The organism is Streptomyces sp. NPDC001135 (assembly GCF_053598395.1).
Map to the genome: position 1 here is coordinate 183,490 of NZ_JBSFKD010000004.1, position 14,936 is coordinate 198,425.

General features: G+C 70.2%; 13 protein-coding genes and 1 riboswitch. Of the genes, 9 read left to right on the plus strand and 4 right to left on the minus strand.

Annotation, left to right across the window (positions count from 1 at the left end; all coding sequences use genetic code 11):
* The first annotated feature begins 38 nt into the window (after nt 1–38).
* From ACWC94_RS07915 to ACWC94_RS07940, 6 genes are all read left to right on the plus strand, one after another.
* Entirely contained in the window at nt 39–446 is a 408-nt protein-coding gene (locus tag ACWC94_RS07915; RefSeq protein WP_450795516.1) for a hypothetical protein, read from the plus strand.
* Nucleotides 443–2,353: a GMC family oxidoreductase gene (locus ACWC94_RS07920; RefSeq protein ID WP_450795517.1), complete on the plus strand. Its 1,911-nt coding sequence runs from the start codon at nt 443–445 to the stop codon at nt 2,351–2,353. Before ACWC94_RS07915 ends, ACWC94_RS07920 begins: the two co-directional genes overlap by 4 nt.
* A gap of 59 nt (nt 2,354–2,412) precedes the next feature.
* Nucleotides 2,413–4,266 (plus strand): peroxidase family protein, encoded by a 1,854-nt coding sequence (locus tag ACWC94_RS07925; protein ID WP_450795518.1) that lies wholly within the window; start codon nt 2,413–2,415, stop codon nt 4,264–4,266.
* A gap of 1 nt (nt 4,267) precedes the next feature.
* Nucleotides 4,268–6,298, plus strand: coding sequence for a trypsin-like serine peptidase (locus ACWC94_RS07930; protein ID WP_450795519.1), 2,031 nt, complete (start codon nt 4,268–4,270; stop codon nt 6,296–6,298).
* Between the two features lie 136 nt (nt 6,299–6,434).
* The gene (locus ACWC94_RS07935) at nt 6,435–6,809 is read left to right on the plus strand and encodes a VOC family protein (RefSeq protein WP_450795520.1); all 375 of its coding nucleotides are present in this window, start codon (nt 6,435–6,437) and stop codon (nt 6,807–6,809) included.
* 136 nt (nt 6,810–6,945) lie between these two features.
* On the plus strand, nt 6,946–7,899 hold the full coding sequence (locus ACWC94_RS07940; RefSeq protein ID WP_450795522.1) for a GNAT family N-acetyltransferase: 954 nt from the start codon (nt 6,946–6,948) through the stop codon (nt 7,897–7,899).
* A 445-nt stretch (nt 7,900–8,344) separates the two neighbouring features.
* Here ACWC94_RS07940 and ACWC94_RS07945 read toward each other — a convergent pair whose 3' ends face one another.
* Together ACWC94_RS07945 and ACWC94_RS07950 are read right to left on the minus strand one after the other, a co-directional pair.
* Entirely contained in the window at nt 8,345–8,539 is a 195-nt protein-coding gene (locus tag ACWC94_RS07945) for a hypothetical protein (protein ID WP_450795523.1), read from the minus strand.
* Nucleotides 8,540–8,623: 84 nt separating this feature from the next.
* Nucleotides 8,624–8,797 (minus strand): hypothetical protein, encoded by a 174-nt coding sequence (locus tag ACWC94_RS07950; RefSeq protein WP_450795670.1) that lies wholly within the window; start codon nt 8,795–8,797, stop codon nt 8,624–8,626.
* A gap of 149 nt (nt 8,798–8,946) precedes the next feature.
* On the opposite strand from ACWC94_RS07950, the gene ACWC94_RS07955 reads away from it, so the two are divergent.
* Nucleotides 8,947–9,927: a LysR family transcriptional regulator gene (locus ACWC94_RS07955; protein ID WP_450795525.1), complete on the plus strand. Its 981-nt coding sequence runs from the start codon at nt 8,947–8,949 to the stop codon at nt 9,925–9,927.
* Between the two features lie 146 nt (nt 9,928–10,073).
* Complete coding sequence (locus ACWC94_RS07960; protein WP_450795526.1) at nt 10,074–11,675, plus strand: M4 family metallopeptidase; 1,602 nt, start codon at nt 10,074–10,076, stop codon at nt 11,673–11,675.
* A 122-nt stretch (nt 11,676–11,797) separates the two neighbouring features.
* Here the strand turns inward: ACWC94_RS07960 and ACWC94_RS07965 are convergent, their stop codons facing one another.
* Entirely contained in the window at nt 11,798–12,682 is an 885-nt protein-coding gene (locus ACWC94_RS07965; protein WP_450795527.1) for an alkaline phosphatase family protein, read from the minus strand.
* 266 nt (nt 12,683–12,948) lie between these two features.
* Nucleotides 12,949–13,016: riboswitch (guanidine-III (ykkC-III) riboswitch) on the plus strand.
* A 12-nt stretch (nt 13,017–13,028) separates the two neighbouring features.
* Here ACWC94_RS07965 and ACWC94_RS07970 point away from each other — a divergent pair.
* Nucleotides 13,029–13,925 (plus strand): MBL fold metallo-hydrolase, encoded by an 897-nt coding sequence (locus ACWC94_RS07970; RefSeq protein WP_450795529.1) that lies wholly within the window; start codon nt 13,029–13,031, stop codon nt 13,923–13,925.
* A gap of 165 nt (nt 13,926–14,090) precedes the next feature.
* Here the strand turns inward: ACWC94_RS07970 and ACWC94_RS07975 are convergent, their stop codons facing one another.
* The gene (locus ACWC94_RS07975; RefSeq protein ID WP_450795530.1) at nt 14,091–14,918 is read right to left on the minus strand and encodes an oxidoreductase; all 828 of its coding nucleotides are present in this window, start codon (nt 14,916–14,918) and stop codon (nt 14,091–14,093) included.
* Between the last annotated feature and the right edge of the window lie 18 nt (nt 14,919–14,936).

The window sequence follows — 14,936 nt, forward strand, 5'->3', positions numbered from 1 at the left end:
CGTCCCGTCATCACGAATTACCACACCCAGGAGACATCATGGCCACGGCCTCCAGCCGCCCTGTCTCGGTATACCTCCTCGCCGGCATCAGAATTCTCAACGGAGCCGCCGGTCTGCTGGCACCGGAGTTGCTCATCCGACGGTTCGATCCCGACCGCGATCCACCGAGCCCGGCAGCGGTCTACGCCTTTCGCCTCTTCGGTATCCGCACGGTCCTGCTGGGCCTCGATCTGCTGACCCACAGCGGCGAACGGCTGCGGGACGACCTGCGCGAGGCCATCCTGATCCACGGCAGTGACACCGCGACGGCGGCCACGGTCGGCTTGCACGGGCACGCCCCGCCCCGCACCGCCGTACTGACCACCCTCATCTCGGCCGTCAACACCGCCCTGTCCGTCAGCGCCACTGCCTCGCTCGCCAACTCCGCGAAGGACAAGCCGGCATGACGACCGCGTCCGGGGCCGCTCCCCCCACCGAGACGGGCTTCGACTACGTCGTCGTCGGCGCCGGCGCGGGTGGTGGTCCGCTCGCGGCCAACCTCGCCGCCGCCGGCATGCGGACCCTGCTGCTGGACGCCGGCGGTGCCGAGGACAACGACAGCTACCTCGTGCCCGCGTTCCACGCCGACGCCTCCGAGGACCCCGTGCAGTGCTGGAACTACTACGTACGGCACTACGCCGACGAGCAGCAGCAACGGCGCGACGGCAAGTTCGTACCGGGCAAGGGCGTCCTCTACCCGCGCGCCGGGACGATCGGCGGGTGCACCGCGCACCATGCTCTGATCACCGTCTATCCGTACAACCGCGACTGGGACGCCATCGCGGCGGAGACCGGCGACGCCACCTGGCACAGCACGGCCATGCGCCGGTACTTCGAGCGGCTGGAGCGCTGCTCCTACCTGCCGAAACCCAAGCGTCCGCCCCACAACCCGCTCCTGGCCGCGGTGCTCCGGAACCTGCCCGTCGTGGCCGACCGGTACCGCAACGACGCCCGCCACGGGTTCGACGGCTGGCTTCCCACCGCCCTGGCCGATCCCCGACTCGCCGTGCAGGACGAAGAGTTGCTCAAGGTCATCCTCTCCGCCGCGGAGGACACGCTCGCCGGCTTCCTCGACCGGCCGCTGTCCCCCCTCGAGGGGTTCGGCTCCTTTGTCGACCCCAACGACTGGCGGGTGCAGACCGAGGCGCTGCAAGGGCTGTGGCAGATCCCCGTGTCCACGGCCGGCGGCCGCCGCAGCGCCGTACGCGAACGCGTCCGGGCCGTACAGCGCGGTCACCCGGACCACCTGGTGGTCCGCACCCACGCGCTGGCCGCCCGGATCGTGCTGGACGAGGGAAACGCGGTGACCGGCGTCGACTACCTGGACGAGGCGCACGCCTACCGGGCCGATCCCGGCACCCGGCCGGACTCCGGACCGGCAGTGCTGCGCCGGGTCCTCGCCTCCCGTGAGGTGATCCTGGCCGCCGGCGCCTTCAACACGCCCCAGCTGCTGATGCTTTCGGGAATCGGACCGCCCGAGGAACTGGGGCGCCATGGCATCCCCGTGCGCGTCGGCCTGCACGGGGTGGGCGCACACCTCCAGGACCGGTACGAAGTCGGCGTGGTCAGCCAGATGCACCGCGAGTTCCCACTCATCAAGGAGTGCGACTTCCACGCCCCGAAGCCGGGGACCGAACCGGACCGCTGCTACCGGGCGTGGCAGCAGGGCAAGGGCCTCTACACCACGAACGGCGCGGTCGTGGGCATCACCCGCAAGTCCCGCCCGGACCTGGATGCCCCCGACCTGTTCATCTTCGGCGGACCCTTCGACTTCCGCGGGTACCGCCCCGGCTACTCCCTCGACCTGACCCACCACAAGGACCGCTTCACCTGGGCCATTCTCAAGAGCCGTACCCACAACACGGGAGGCCGCGTCCGGCTGCGCTCGGCGGACCCGCGCGACACCCCACTGGTCGACTTCCACTATTTCACCGAGGGCACGGACAAGGAGGGCCTGGACCTCGAAGCGATGGTCGACGCGGTGGAGTTCGTACGCGGGATGAACCGCAGGGCCGACACCGTCGTCCTCAGGGAGCTGTGGCCGGGCGAAGAGGTCGACGACCGCAACGCCCTGCGCCGTTTCGTCCAGGACGAGGCATGGGGCCACCACGCGTCGTGCACCTGCCGGATGGGACGCGCCGACGACCCCTCGGCGGTGGTCGACAGCGCGTTCCGCGTCCTTGGAGTGGGCCGTCTGCGGATCGTCGACGCCTCGGTCTTCCCCCGGATTCCCGGCTTCTTCGTCGCCGCCCCCATCTACATGATCAGCGAGAAGGCGAGCGACGTGATTCTCGCAGACGCCGCCCACGCCTGACCCACCCGACCACGCCGTCCCCGAACGAGACGACCAGGAGCCACCCAAGGAGTACCGCGATGAGCACGCACCGACGCGCCCTATGGCGCATCCCGCCCGGATACCGCAGCTCGCTCCCCTGGCGGATCATCACCAGCGCCGCTCAGTACGTCGATCGCCGCATCGGCTGGGACAAACTGCCCGTACCGGCAGGTCTGCTGACACTCTTCGGGCTGCGTGTCAGGCTCCGGCAGAAGAACCTGTACGACACCGACGGGCTGCCCGCGACCAACCAGCCCGAGCCCGCGCCCCCGTCCGCGAGCCACCAGGTCAACCGGACCGCCGACGGCAGCCACAACGACCTCGGCGCGCCGCGCATGGGCATGGCCGGCACCCGCTTCGGCCGGAACATCCCGCTGGAGGCCATTGCCCCGACGGCGCCCGAGGACGTACTGTCCGAGCCCAGTCCCCGCGAGGTCAGCCGCACCCTGCTCACCCGCGACGGACTCGTCCCGGCCGAAACCGTCAACTCCCTGGTCGCCGCCTGGCTCCAGTTCATGATCCGCGACTGGTTCAGCCACGGCACGAGCCCCACGGACCGGCCCTGGGTGGTTCCCCTGGTGGACGACGACCCCTGGCCGGAACACCCCATGAAGATCATGCGGGTCCCGGACGACCCGACACGCGACCCGAAGGCACCTCCCGGTACGCCCGACACCCGCGTCAACGTGTCCTCCCACTGGTGGGACGCGTCCCAGATCTACGGCAAGAACGAGGCCGAACAGCAGCAGCTGCGCACCGGAGAGCAGGGCAGACTGCATCTGTGGGACGACGAGCAGGCCCCCGTCCCGGCCGACCCCTCGCAGGACCCCACACGCGTCCCCGGCTTCTGGCTGGGCCTCGCCATGATGCAGGACCTGTTCACCCGGGAGCACAACGCGATCTGCGACCACCTGCACGGCGCCTACCCGTCCTGGAGCGACGAGGAGCTGTTCCAGCGCGCCCGGCTCGTCAACTCCGCGCTCCTCGCGAAGATCCACACCGTGGAGTGGACACCGGCCGTGATCAGCCACCCCACCACCGTCAAGGCCCTGCGCGCCAACTGGTGGGGCATCGCGGGCGAGCGCCTCCACAACCTGTTCGGACGCATCAGCGGCAGCGAGGTCATCAGCGGCATCCCCGGCGGTGAGACGGATCACTACGGCGTCCCGTACGCGCTCACCGAGGAGTTCGTGGCGGTGTACCGCATGCACCCGCTGATCCGCGACGAATGGCATCTGCGGGCCGTGGCCGACGACACGACCCTGCGCCACTGCACCCTGCGCGACATCTCCGGCCCGGGGGCGCTGAAGTTCCTGGAGACCACGGAGATGGCCGACCTGCTCTACAGCTTCGGCACGCTGCATCCCGGACTGGTCACCCTGCACAACTTCCCCAGGTTCCTGCAGGAGTTCGAGCGGCCGGACGGGCTGCTGCAGGACCTCGCCGCCACCGACATCCTGCGCTCCCGGGAACTGGGGGTTCCCCGCTACAACGAGTTCCGGCGGCTGCTGCGGCTCAAGCCCGCGGAGAGCTTCACGGAGCTGGCGCACGATCCGGCGTGGGCCGAGCAGATCGAGCGGCTGTACGGCGGCGACATCGAGAAGGTCGACCTGACGGTCGGCTTGTACGCGGAGAAACTGCCGGCCGGATTCGCCTTCAGCGACACGGCGTTCCGCATCTTCATCCTCATGGCCTCGCGCCGGCTGAACAGCGACCGGTTCTTCACCACCCACTACACCCCGGAGGTCTACTCCAAGGCCGGCATGGCCTGGATCGAGGACAACAGCATGGTCACCGTCCTGCTGCGCCACCACCCCGAGCTGCGTACGGCCCTCTCCGGGCTGACCAACGCCTTCGTGCCGTGGCACAGCACCGCGCCGAGGAACACCTGAGATGCGTGCGACCCAACGGACGGATCAGCAGCGCGCACGCCAAGTCGCCGCGGCCGCCGACCGGTACCACGCGACCAGCGACGAGCGCGATGCCGTGGAGCGGCAGTTGGAGGCCGGCGTACCGTTCCCCGACTCGCCACAGGCGCTCGCCGCGCGCGCCATGCGCCTGCTGGACCGGCACGCGGTGCCCGCCGCCATGGCCGTGGAGGCCGTGCGCAAGGAACCGCTGACCACGCCCGACGCCTACGAGCGCATCCTCGGGGTGTCCAAGGAACTGCAGTCGTGGAGCTTCCTGCCGCGAGGGGCCCGGGCGGCGCGCACCGTCGCCCGGATATCGGTACGGGAGAACGGCCGCGAACTGCCGCTGGGCACCGGTTTCCTGGTGTCACCGAGCCTGCTGATGACCAACCATCATGTGCTCGCCGACGCCGAGGCGGCCCGGCAGTGCTTCGTCGAGTTCGACGCCCAGGTCACCGTCGACAACACCCCGCAGCCGTCCACGCGGCTGGAGCTGGACCCGGACGCGTGTTTCGTGGCCGACGAGCGCCTGGACTTCGCCCTGGTGCTGGTCGCCCCGGACCCGGCCGGCCGACCGCCGGGCGAGACGTTCGGCTGGAACCGGCTCAGTGCCCAACCGGGCAAGCTGGTCGTCGGCGAACCGGTGAACGTGGTCGGCCATCCGATGGGGCGCCTGAAGGAGATCGCCGTCCGCGACAACATGCTGCAGGTCCGGCTCGACGACTTCCTCCACTACAAGACGGACACCGAACCCGGCAATTCCGGATCCCCGGTCTTCAACGACCAGTGGGAGGTCGTCGCCCTCCACCACAGCGGGGTGCCGAGGACCGACGACCAGGGACGCGTCCTGCGCGCCGACGGGCAGGAGTGGCAGCCGGGTGACGGTGACGACGCGGTCGACTGGGTCGCCAACGAGGGGGTGCGCGTCAGCTCCATCCTGCGGTACCTCGCACAGCTGCCGCCCGACGCCCGGCCGGGCCCGCTGGCGGACATGGGCGCCGAGTCGGGTCTGGGTCCGGTGCCGGCGGAGTCCGCCGCGCCCGTCCTGCCGTCCGCAGGCGCCCTACCGTCACCGGCCGCCGCGCCGGCGGTCACGCACACGGGGCTGCGGGCCCGGGAAGGCGCGTTCGGTGGCGAACGCCACCTGGTCTTCCTGCACGGGCGCTCCCAGCAGGGCAAGGACCCGGAGAACCTGCGCCGCGAGTGGACGGCCGGACTCAACCAGGGACTCGTCCGCGCGGGACTCCCGCCGGTCGACCCGGCCGACGCCTGGTTCCCCTACTACGGCGATCGACTGGTGCAGGCGCTCCCGGCGCAGGAGGCCGTGCCACGTGCCGCCGAGACCACCAGTCTCTCCCCGGCGGAGGCGGTGCTTCCCGCGTCGCCCACGGCCCGGGCGGTGTACGAGGAGATGATCGGCGAGGCCGCCGTCCGGTGGAACATCCCGCAGGAGAGACAGCCGGACCTCGAGCGGATCGCCGTGGGCGACATCGTCGGGGACCTTCACCGGCAGCTGCGCTGGCTGGCCGCGAGGAGCGACCTCGACGCGTGGACCATCGCCCTGGTCCTCCATGACGTGGCCGCGTATCTCGACGACCGCCGCGTCAGGGACGCGGTTCTGGACTGTGTCCTGGAGACGTTCCCGGAAGACGGGGAGGTGGTGTTCGTCAGCCACAGCCTCGGCACGGTGGTCGGCATGGACCTCACCACACGGCTCTCGCCCGGGCCGCGTACGATCCACCTCACCACGGCGGGCAGCCCGTTGGGGCTGGACAGCGTGTACAAGAGGCTGCTCATCGGTGGTCCGAAGCGTCCCGACGCGGTGACGGACTGGCTGAACGCGTGGTACCCGTCCGACGCGGTGACCATCGGGTGCCCACTGGCCGGCACATGGGCGGGCACGGTGACTGACGACGCCGTCATCAACGCCCGCGACCAGGCGCACAGCATCGCGGAGTACCTCTCCCACCCCGAGGTCGCCGCGGAGATCGGCGCCCACCTCAAGCTCAGCTGACCGGAGAGGTGCAGGAACGCTTGACCCAGCGGCTGGTCGCCGTACCCACCGCCGCGCATGCCCGCCGCGGCGGTGGGTACGACTTCGTCCGTACGGGGGTGTCGCGGAAGCGGCCGACGAGCGAGGAGTGTCGCAAGTGATTCGAAAGCTGCAGGCGGTCGCGCTGGACTGCGCCGATCCGGTACGGCTCGCGGAGTTCTACGCGGATCTGCTCGGCGGCCGGGTGGTCGCGGACTCCGAGGATCCCGACTGGGTCGAGGTGCACGGGTTCGAGGGGACGCCGCTGGCCTGCCAGCGGGTGGACGGCTACCGGCCGCCCGAATGGCCGGGCCAGCAGCGCCCGCAGCAGCTCCACCTGGACTTCGACGTGGACGACCTCGACGGCGAGGAGAAGCGGGCGCTCGCCCTCGGCGCGACCGTGCTGGAGCGGACGGACCAGCTCCGCCCGGAGGCCAACTGGCGGATCTACGCGGACCCGGCCGGTCATCCGTTCTGCCTCTGCCTCCACTGAGCCCGCGGGGCCCACCGCAGCGACTGAGTCAGCGTCAGGACGGGGTGAGTATGTTCGTTGCCCGGTGGATGGCGCGATCGGGGACCCCGGAAAAACGGTTCGACCGTTCGACGGGGCCCTGGCACAGTGGCGCACCATGGCGAACTCCGAGCTGGTGACCGCTGCGGACGTACAGCTCATGCAGGGCCTGGCGCAGCGTGTCACGGCCGTCCGCCCGGACCTGGTGAACAGCGACGCGTCGTTCGGGGAGCTGGCCTGGAACTGGGGCAAGGGGCACGCCGGCGAGGGCGCGAGCTGGCGGCGCCGGCTGTGGTTCTCCGGCGGGGACCTGGTGGCGTGGGGCTGGCTCCACCTTCCGCACCGGGTGGGGCGGAGCGACGGGTCGGTGAAGGACGTCACCGGCGCCTATCTGGCCTATCAGGTCCATCCGGACCACGCGGGGCTGGTCGACGAGGTGATCGACTGGTACGACGGTGCGGCGGCGGGCGTGGAGCGCAGCGTGATGCCGTGCGCCGCCGATGAGTTCGCCCTGCGGCGATGGTCGGCGCACGGCTATGGGACCGACCCGTCCGCCCTCGGCGACACCGGGTCCTGGACCCAGCTCAACGAGCGGGACCTCACCGACGTGGAAGAGCCGGTACTGCCCGACGGATTCCGGTTCCGCACCGCCGACGAGGCCGGGCCGGAGGGCGCGGTACAGGCCCATCTGGACGCATGGGCTCCGTCGACGTACACGGCCGAGGGCTACCAGGGGGTCCGGCAGACGGCGGGGTACTGCGGCGACCTGCACCTCCTGGTGGAGGCGCCGGACGGAACGATGGCATCCTCGACGATCATGTGGCTCGACGAAGCGAACAGGACCGCTGAGTTCGAGCCGGTCGGGACGCATCCGGGCTACCGGCGTCTGGGGCTGGCGCGGGCGATGCTTCTGCACGGGATGCATCTGGCGCGGGCGGCCGGGGCCACTCGTATGACGGTCGCCTGCCTGGGTGCGCCGGGGCATCCCCAGGCGCGCGGGCTGTACTGCAGCGTCGGGTTCCGGGAGTTCACGCGGGACGCGCCGCTCATCAAGACCAGGAATGCGGGCTGAGGACTTCCCTCCCGCTCCCCGCCGGGGCCACCGCCGTGCGCCTCGGTGAGACCGGTCAGGGAGTGGATGTGGTGAATCCGTGGGTGACCTCGTCGAAGACGGGGCGGTAGGTGTCCCATGCGGAGTCGGGCGCGGAGAGGTGGATGTCGTACTCTCGGTCGCCCTCGCGGCCGTAGCCGAGGTCGATGGCGCGGAAGAGGCGGCCGCGGCCCCGGAAGGGCGGCGGCCGGTCCGGGTGGGCGTGGGAGACGACGGTTCGCGGACCGTGGCCGGAGCGGGTTCGTGCCCTGGTACCAGCCCGCTCACGCCGGCCGGCGGGATCGCGTGAGCCGAAGGCGAGACGACCGTGGTCCCGCCCCCCGCGCTGCCTCCAGGACTCGTTGCGTCTTCTGCGCGGAGGGCCGCTCCCCGGGATCCTTGGCGAGCAGCGACTCGATGAGGGGCGTCAGCCGTCCGGCTCGGGTCGCCGGTCCCAGCGGTCCATGGGGATGGCGTACGCGCTCTCCATCGCCGTCTCCCGGCGGAACGGTGGCCGTCCCTCGATCGTCTGCTCCAGCGTCGCGCCCAGCGCCCACAGGTCGGACTCCGGCCCCGGCCGCCGTCCGCGTTCCGGGGCCATGTAGGCGATGGACCCGATCATCTCGCCGGCCCGGGTCAGTGTCGACGTCCCACCGTGACGTCAAGCCGGGCAACGTGCTGCTCGGCGCCGAGGGCCGCGTGGTCCTCACGGACTTCGGGACAGCCATGACGGCCGGAGGAGGGTGCCGCCTCCTTTGAGGAGGTCGCCGAGCGTGTGGCCGGGGACGTACTCCATGACGATGCACGGCCGTCCGTCGTCCTCCACGACGTCGTGCACGACGATCAAAGAGGGGGGCGGCGGGTCAGTGAAGCTGGCCATGTGACTTCAGTCACCTCGCGGTGGTTTTGCCATCCCGTGCTTGCCACCCCCGCGGGCCCGTCGGACTCTTGGTCACCATGCCGTCGGGCAATGGGTTCTGCTGGTCACGGGGGGTGCAGAGATCCCCACGCGCTGAGCGGGGAAGGGTCATGCACCTCGAGTTCCGGCACCTCCGTATCCTGCTCACGGTCGCCGAGGCCGGCAGCATCCGGAAGGCCGCCGCACGGCTGCAACTCTCCCAGCCGGCCACGAGCGCCCAGCTGAAGCGGATCGAACACGAGCTGGGCGGACCCCTCTTCATCCGCGGCGCCGACGGTGTGAAGCCGAACGAGAACGGGCAGTACGTCCTGCGCTGCGCCCGTGACCTCGTCGTCGGCTTCGACCGGCTGCGCGAGCACGCGCGATCGGCGGCCGAGGCGGACAGGCAGGCCACCGCCCCGCTCAGGGCGGGCGGAACCGCCGCCCCCCTGGTGTCCCTGCTGGTCTCCGCCCTCTTCGAACTCGTTCCGGAACGACGGCTCACCATAGATGCCCGCCGTTCCGTGCACACCCTGATGAAATCGCTGAGTCTGTCGAAATGCGACATCGCGGTGTTCGGTGAGTTCCCCGGCTTCCCCCTGCCGGTCGGCGAGTCGGTGGCGACGCGCACACTGCTGCGCGAACCGGTCTTCGTCCTGCTCGCCGAGGACCACCCGCTGGCGTACCAGGAAACGGTCGGTCTCCATGAGCTGGCGGGGGAGGACTGGGTCATGCCGGAGGCCGACGAGAGCGGTGTCCACGCGTACCTGCATCTCACCTGCCAGGCAGCCGGGTTCACTCCGCGCATCGCCCACGTGACGCCGGACCTTTCCGTGGCGCAGATCCTGGTCGCCGGCCGGCGCGCCGTCTGCGGCGTATGGCCGACCGCCGATGTCTCGCCCCAGGGGACCGTGCAGCGGCCGCTCGTGGACGTCCCGTTCCACCGGCGCCTGCTGCTGGCCTGGAACACCGACTCGGTTCCGCCCGGGCTCGTCGACGCCGCGTGCGAGCGTCTGCTGGCCGCCTACCTGTCGCTGGTGCGGCAGCGGCCGCAGTACATGGCCTGGTGGGAGGACGGGGGCGAGGAGTTCGCCCTGGGCGAGCGCGGGTGACCGGCCGGGCCCACGACTGCGCACACCTATAGCTCCCGAGTTGTATCCCAGATGAAGTCACGTCAGGGACATGCCATTTGTTGAACACTTCGCGTCAACGTCCAAGGACGTCGTCACCCCACGACGAGCGAAGGATTCACCCCGTCATGACCCGTCCCCTTCTTGCTCTTTCCGCGATGGTCGCAGCCGGAGTCGTCACCACAGGAGCCCTGGCCGTACCGGCGCACTCGCAGACCCATGCGGTACAGCGCGGAACATCCGTCCGCGACACGGCGATATCCCAGGCCAAGGCGAACGTGACCCGGCATTCCGGCACCTTCGGATTCGGCCCCGGCCAGACCCTCCACGTGAAGGACGTCGTGATCGACAACGACGGCACCCAGCACGTCCGCTTCGAGCGGACCTACCGTGGCCTCCCCGTCGTCGGCGGCGACTTCGTCGTCCACCAGAGAGCCGACGGCTCGCTCCGGGGATCCACCCGCGCCAAGGCCCACGAGGTGGCGCTCAAGTCCGTCACCCCCACCGTCGACGCCAGAGGCACCGCGGCCGGCGCCCTGAAGCGCTCGCACGGTTTGGTACGCAACGCCAGGACCACCCCCGAGCTGATCGTGTGGGCCGCCGACGGCACCCCGCGCCTGGCCTGGCGCACCACCGTGCAGGGCCTGGGTGACAAGGGCCAGCCGCACGGCGAGGTCTTCGTCACCGACGCCACCACCGGCGCGGCGATCGAGAACTACGACGCCGAGCACGAGGCGACCGGCACCGGCCACTCCGAGTACACCGGTGACGTCCGCATCGACACCACCCAGCAGGCCGACGGCACCTTCGCCCTGATCGATCCGGTGCGCGGCCACATCACCAAGGACGCGCACAACCTCTCGTCCTCGTCCCTGAAAAGCTCCTCCGGCACCCTGTTCACCGACGCCGACGACATCTGGGGCGACGGCAGGAAGTTCTCCGCCGACCGCGCCACGGCCGCCGTCGACGCGCACGCCAACACCGCGGAGACGTTCGACTACTACAAGACGACCTTCGGCCGCAACGGCATCAAGAACGACGGCCGCGGTGCCACCGTCTTCGTCCACGTCGGCACCAACTGGGACAACGCCCAGTGGTCGGACTCCTGCTTCTGCATGATGACCGGCGACGGCAACGGCACCACCGACCCCGAGCAGGTCGACCTCGACACCATGGGCCACGAGATGACCCACGGCGTCACCTCGGCCACCGCCAACCTGCGCTACAGCGGTGAGTCCGGCGGCCTGAACGAGGCCACCAGCGACATCCTCGGCACCATGGTCGAGTGGTACGCCGACAACCCGGTCGACACCCCCGACTACCTCTTCAGCGACCAGTCCACCCCGCCGTGGCTGCGCCGCTTCGACAAGCCGTCCCTGGACGGCCGTTCCGCCGACTGCTGGTCGAAGTCGGTCGGCCGCCTCGACGTGCACTACTCCTCGGGCGTCGGCAACCACTGGTTCTACCTCGCGAGCGAGGGGAGCGGCGCCAAGAACGTCAACGGCGTCTCCTACAACAGCCCCACCTGCAACGGCTCCACCGTCACCGGCATCGGCAACCAGAAGGCCTCCGCCATCTGGTACCGGGCGCTGACCGTCTACATGACCTCCACCACGGACTACAAGGGCGCCCGCACCGCGACTCTGAACGCGGCGAAGGACCTCTACGGCGCCACCAGCCCCGAGTACGCCACCGTGGCCGCGGCCTGGAGCGCGGTCAACGTCCTCTGACGCACCGACGCACCGCCTGATCGGCGGCCGTCCCGGACGAACACGACCGCCGCCTCCCGGGAGGCGGCGGTCCTGGCTGTGTCACGGCCGGCGGTCGGCTTGGCGCGGGGTCCGCCCCGAGGTCAGTTCCAGATGCCGGCGATGTCGGAGGCGGTGGCCGCGGCCCCGGCGTGGGTCGTCAGGCCGGCCAGGTCCTCAAGGGTGCGCAGCGTGTCGTAGTGGTTGTAGTGCGTCGAGGTGGAGCTGCCCGGTGCGACGTGGGCACCGTAGAACACGGTGGCGATGTGGTTGCTGTGCGAGCTGTCGTCCTCGTCGAAGGTGACCGCCAGGATGCTGTTGTGCGTCTGGGCCCAGGTGGCGTAGGCACTGAGGTTGTTCTTCAGCCACGTGTCGCCCGTCGTGATGGAGCAGTCGTGCATGTCGTTGCACAGGTTCGGGGTGACGAAGGAGATCTTCGGCAGGGTCGTGAAGTCCGTCGGGAACTGCGTGAACGTGTGCGCCGTGTTCAGGGGAACGTTGCTGAAGGCGAACCAGGGGTTGTGCTTGCGGGCGTACTTGGTGGCGGAGTTGGTGCACACCGTGGAGCCCTGGGAGGGCAGGCCCTCGTTGTAGCTGCCCCAGGTCCTGCCGGCGGCGATGAGCTCGGAGCCGAGGTTCGCGGCGCTGCTGAACTGCGGGGTGTAGCAGTTGTCGTTGGTGATGCCCTGGTTGTTTCCGGAGAACAGGTCCAGGTAGTTGGGCTGGCTGGGGTGGGTGATGGCGAAGGAGTTGGTGAGGTTGCCGCCGCCGGCCTTCAGCGTGTTGTTCAGGTACGGGGCGCTCGTGCCGCCGATGACCTGTTCGTAGGAGTGGTTCTCGAACACCACCACGACCACGTGGTCGGGTGCGGGAAGTGCGGCGGCCTGCGCGGCCGGCGCGGCCACCCACACCCCGACCAGGGCGGCGGGGAGGGCGGTGACGAGGGAGAACGCCCGGCGCGAGCGCTTGATGCAGGACAGCAAGGACACGGTGGACCTCCTGAGTGGGCGGAGAGCGGCGAGGTTGTCCACTGATCAGGTCCTTTCTGATCAGGCGGTAGGAGACTAGAGCCGGGCGGTCGGGGCCTTCAGGTGACTGTCGGTGAAAACCGGTCAAACAGCCGTTGGCTGCCGGGGACCCATCCACCTTCCGTATTCACCTTCCGGAGGGTTGCACCGGTCGTCGCACCGCCACGCGACGGGTGCGCCCGTCGGCCTCCCACAGAGCAGCCGGTCAGCGCCGTGGTAGCGTCGCCGCGGAGGCTCACAGGTGCCTGCCCCGGACGAGATGTGCGCCGTACCCGGCCCGCCAAGACGACGCACCCCAGGAGGCGTCATGGACGCAGGCGGACCCTTCCTCGATGTCGCCGGCCACGTACCCCGGCCCCGGGAGCTGGACGTCCGCTGGATCCACGGCTCGCCGTCGGCCAAGCACAACACCGACCCGGACATCCAGGTCCACGCGTACGACGAGCACACGTTCATCCTGCGGCAGAACATGGCGGTCGACTACGAGGCGCCGTTCCTGTTCCTGCTGTTCGGAAACGCCCGGGCGGTGTTGCTGGACACCGGCGCCACCGCTTCCGCCGAGTTCTTCCCCTTGCGCCGGGTCGTCGACGAGCTCATCGACGACTGGCTCACCAGAAACCCCCGGCAGGGCTATCACCTGCTGGTGCTGCACACCCATCCCCACGGCGACCACATCGCGGGCGACGGCCAGTTCGCCGACCGCCCCCACACCACGGTGGTCGGGGCCGACCTCGCCACCGCCTGGCGGTACTTCGGATTCGACGAGGACCCCGCCTCCGTGGCACGGGTCGATCTGGGAGGCCGCGTGCTCGAGTGCCTCGCGACCCCGGGGCACCACGAGGCAGCGGTCACCTTCTACGACCCGTGGGCCGGCTTCCTGCTGACCGGTGACACGGTCTACCCCGGCCGGCTCTACGTCCAGGACTGGTCCGCCTTCGCCCGAACCATCGACCGTCTGATCGAGTTCTCCGGACGCCGACCGGTCACCCACGTCCTGGGCTGCCACATCGAGATGACCACGGAACCGGGCGTGGACTACCCGGTCCGCACCACCTACCAGCCCGACGAGCCGCCGCTCCAGATGACCACCGGTCACCTGCGGGAAATCCGCGCCGCACTCGACGAGATCGGCGACCGGCCCCGCCGGCTCGCCTTCCCGCGCTTCGTCATCTGGCCGGTCGGTCAGGGGCGCTCGACGACGTGATGCCCGACAGCCGGCAGGCATGAAGCCTCTGGTCGGCGGTGCCGGTGCCGCACTGGCTCCGGACCGGTCGTGTGCGCACGCCGGTAGGAGCCGCCGCGTGGCTTCTTCGCCGGATGCGGGATACCGATGCCGGCGCCCTGACAGCCCGCACCGGCGCCCTGAGACTCAGATGGCGGTGGAGAGCGCCACGTGCCGCCATCCGTCGAGTTCACGCCGCACCAGATCCAGCTTCGCCTCGACACGCTCGACCGCGTCCGCACCCAACTGCAGGCGCAGCGGGGGTTCGGCGGCCTCGGTGACGTCGACGACGGCTTTGGCCGCCTTGACCGGATCTCCTGGCTGACGCCCGGCGTTCCCGGCCAGTGCCTCGCGCACCGGACCCGCGCCCGCGGCGTAGTCCACGAGGGAGGCCGGTTCGACCCGGAGGCTCGAGCTGTTGAGGAAGTCGGTGCGAAATCCGCCCGGCTCGACGACCGTGACACGGACGCCGAGCGGTGCCAGCTCGCCGTGCAGTGCCTCGGAGATGCCCTCGAGGGCGAACTTCGACGCGCCGTACAGGCCCACGGCCGGAGCGGTGGCGAAACCGCCCACGGAGCCGATGTTCAAGACATGTCCGGATCGCTGGGCACGCAACGTCGGCAGGGTCGCCCGCAACGTGTTGAGCACGCCGAACACGTTGACGTCGAAGAGATCCCGGACTGCCTTGTCGGACACCTCCTCGATCGCGCCCACGAGGCCGTAACCGGCGTTGTTGACGACGACGTCGATCCGGCCGAACTCCGCCAGCCCGGCCTCCACAGCGGCGTTCAACTGCCCCGGCTCGGTCACGTCCGCGTTCACCGCCAGCAACCCGTCCGGCTTCTCCGGGTACGCCCGGAGCACCGCCGACACGTCCCTCGCCGTGGCGATCACACTGTGCCCTCGGTCCAACGCCTCACGGGTGATCTCCGCGCCGAGCCCGCGCGATGCACCGGTGACCAACCAAACGCTCATCGTTCTCCCTCGTTCCGA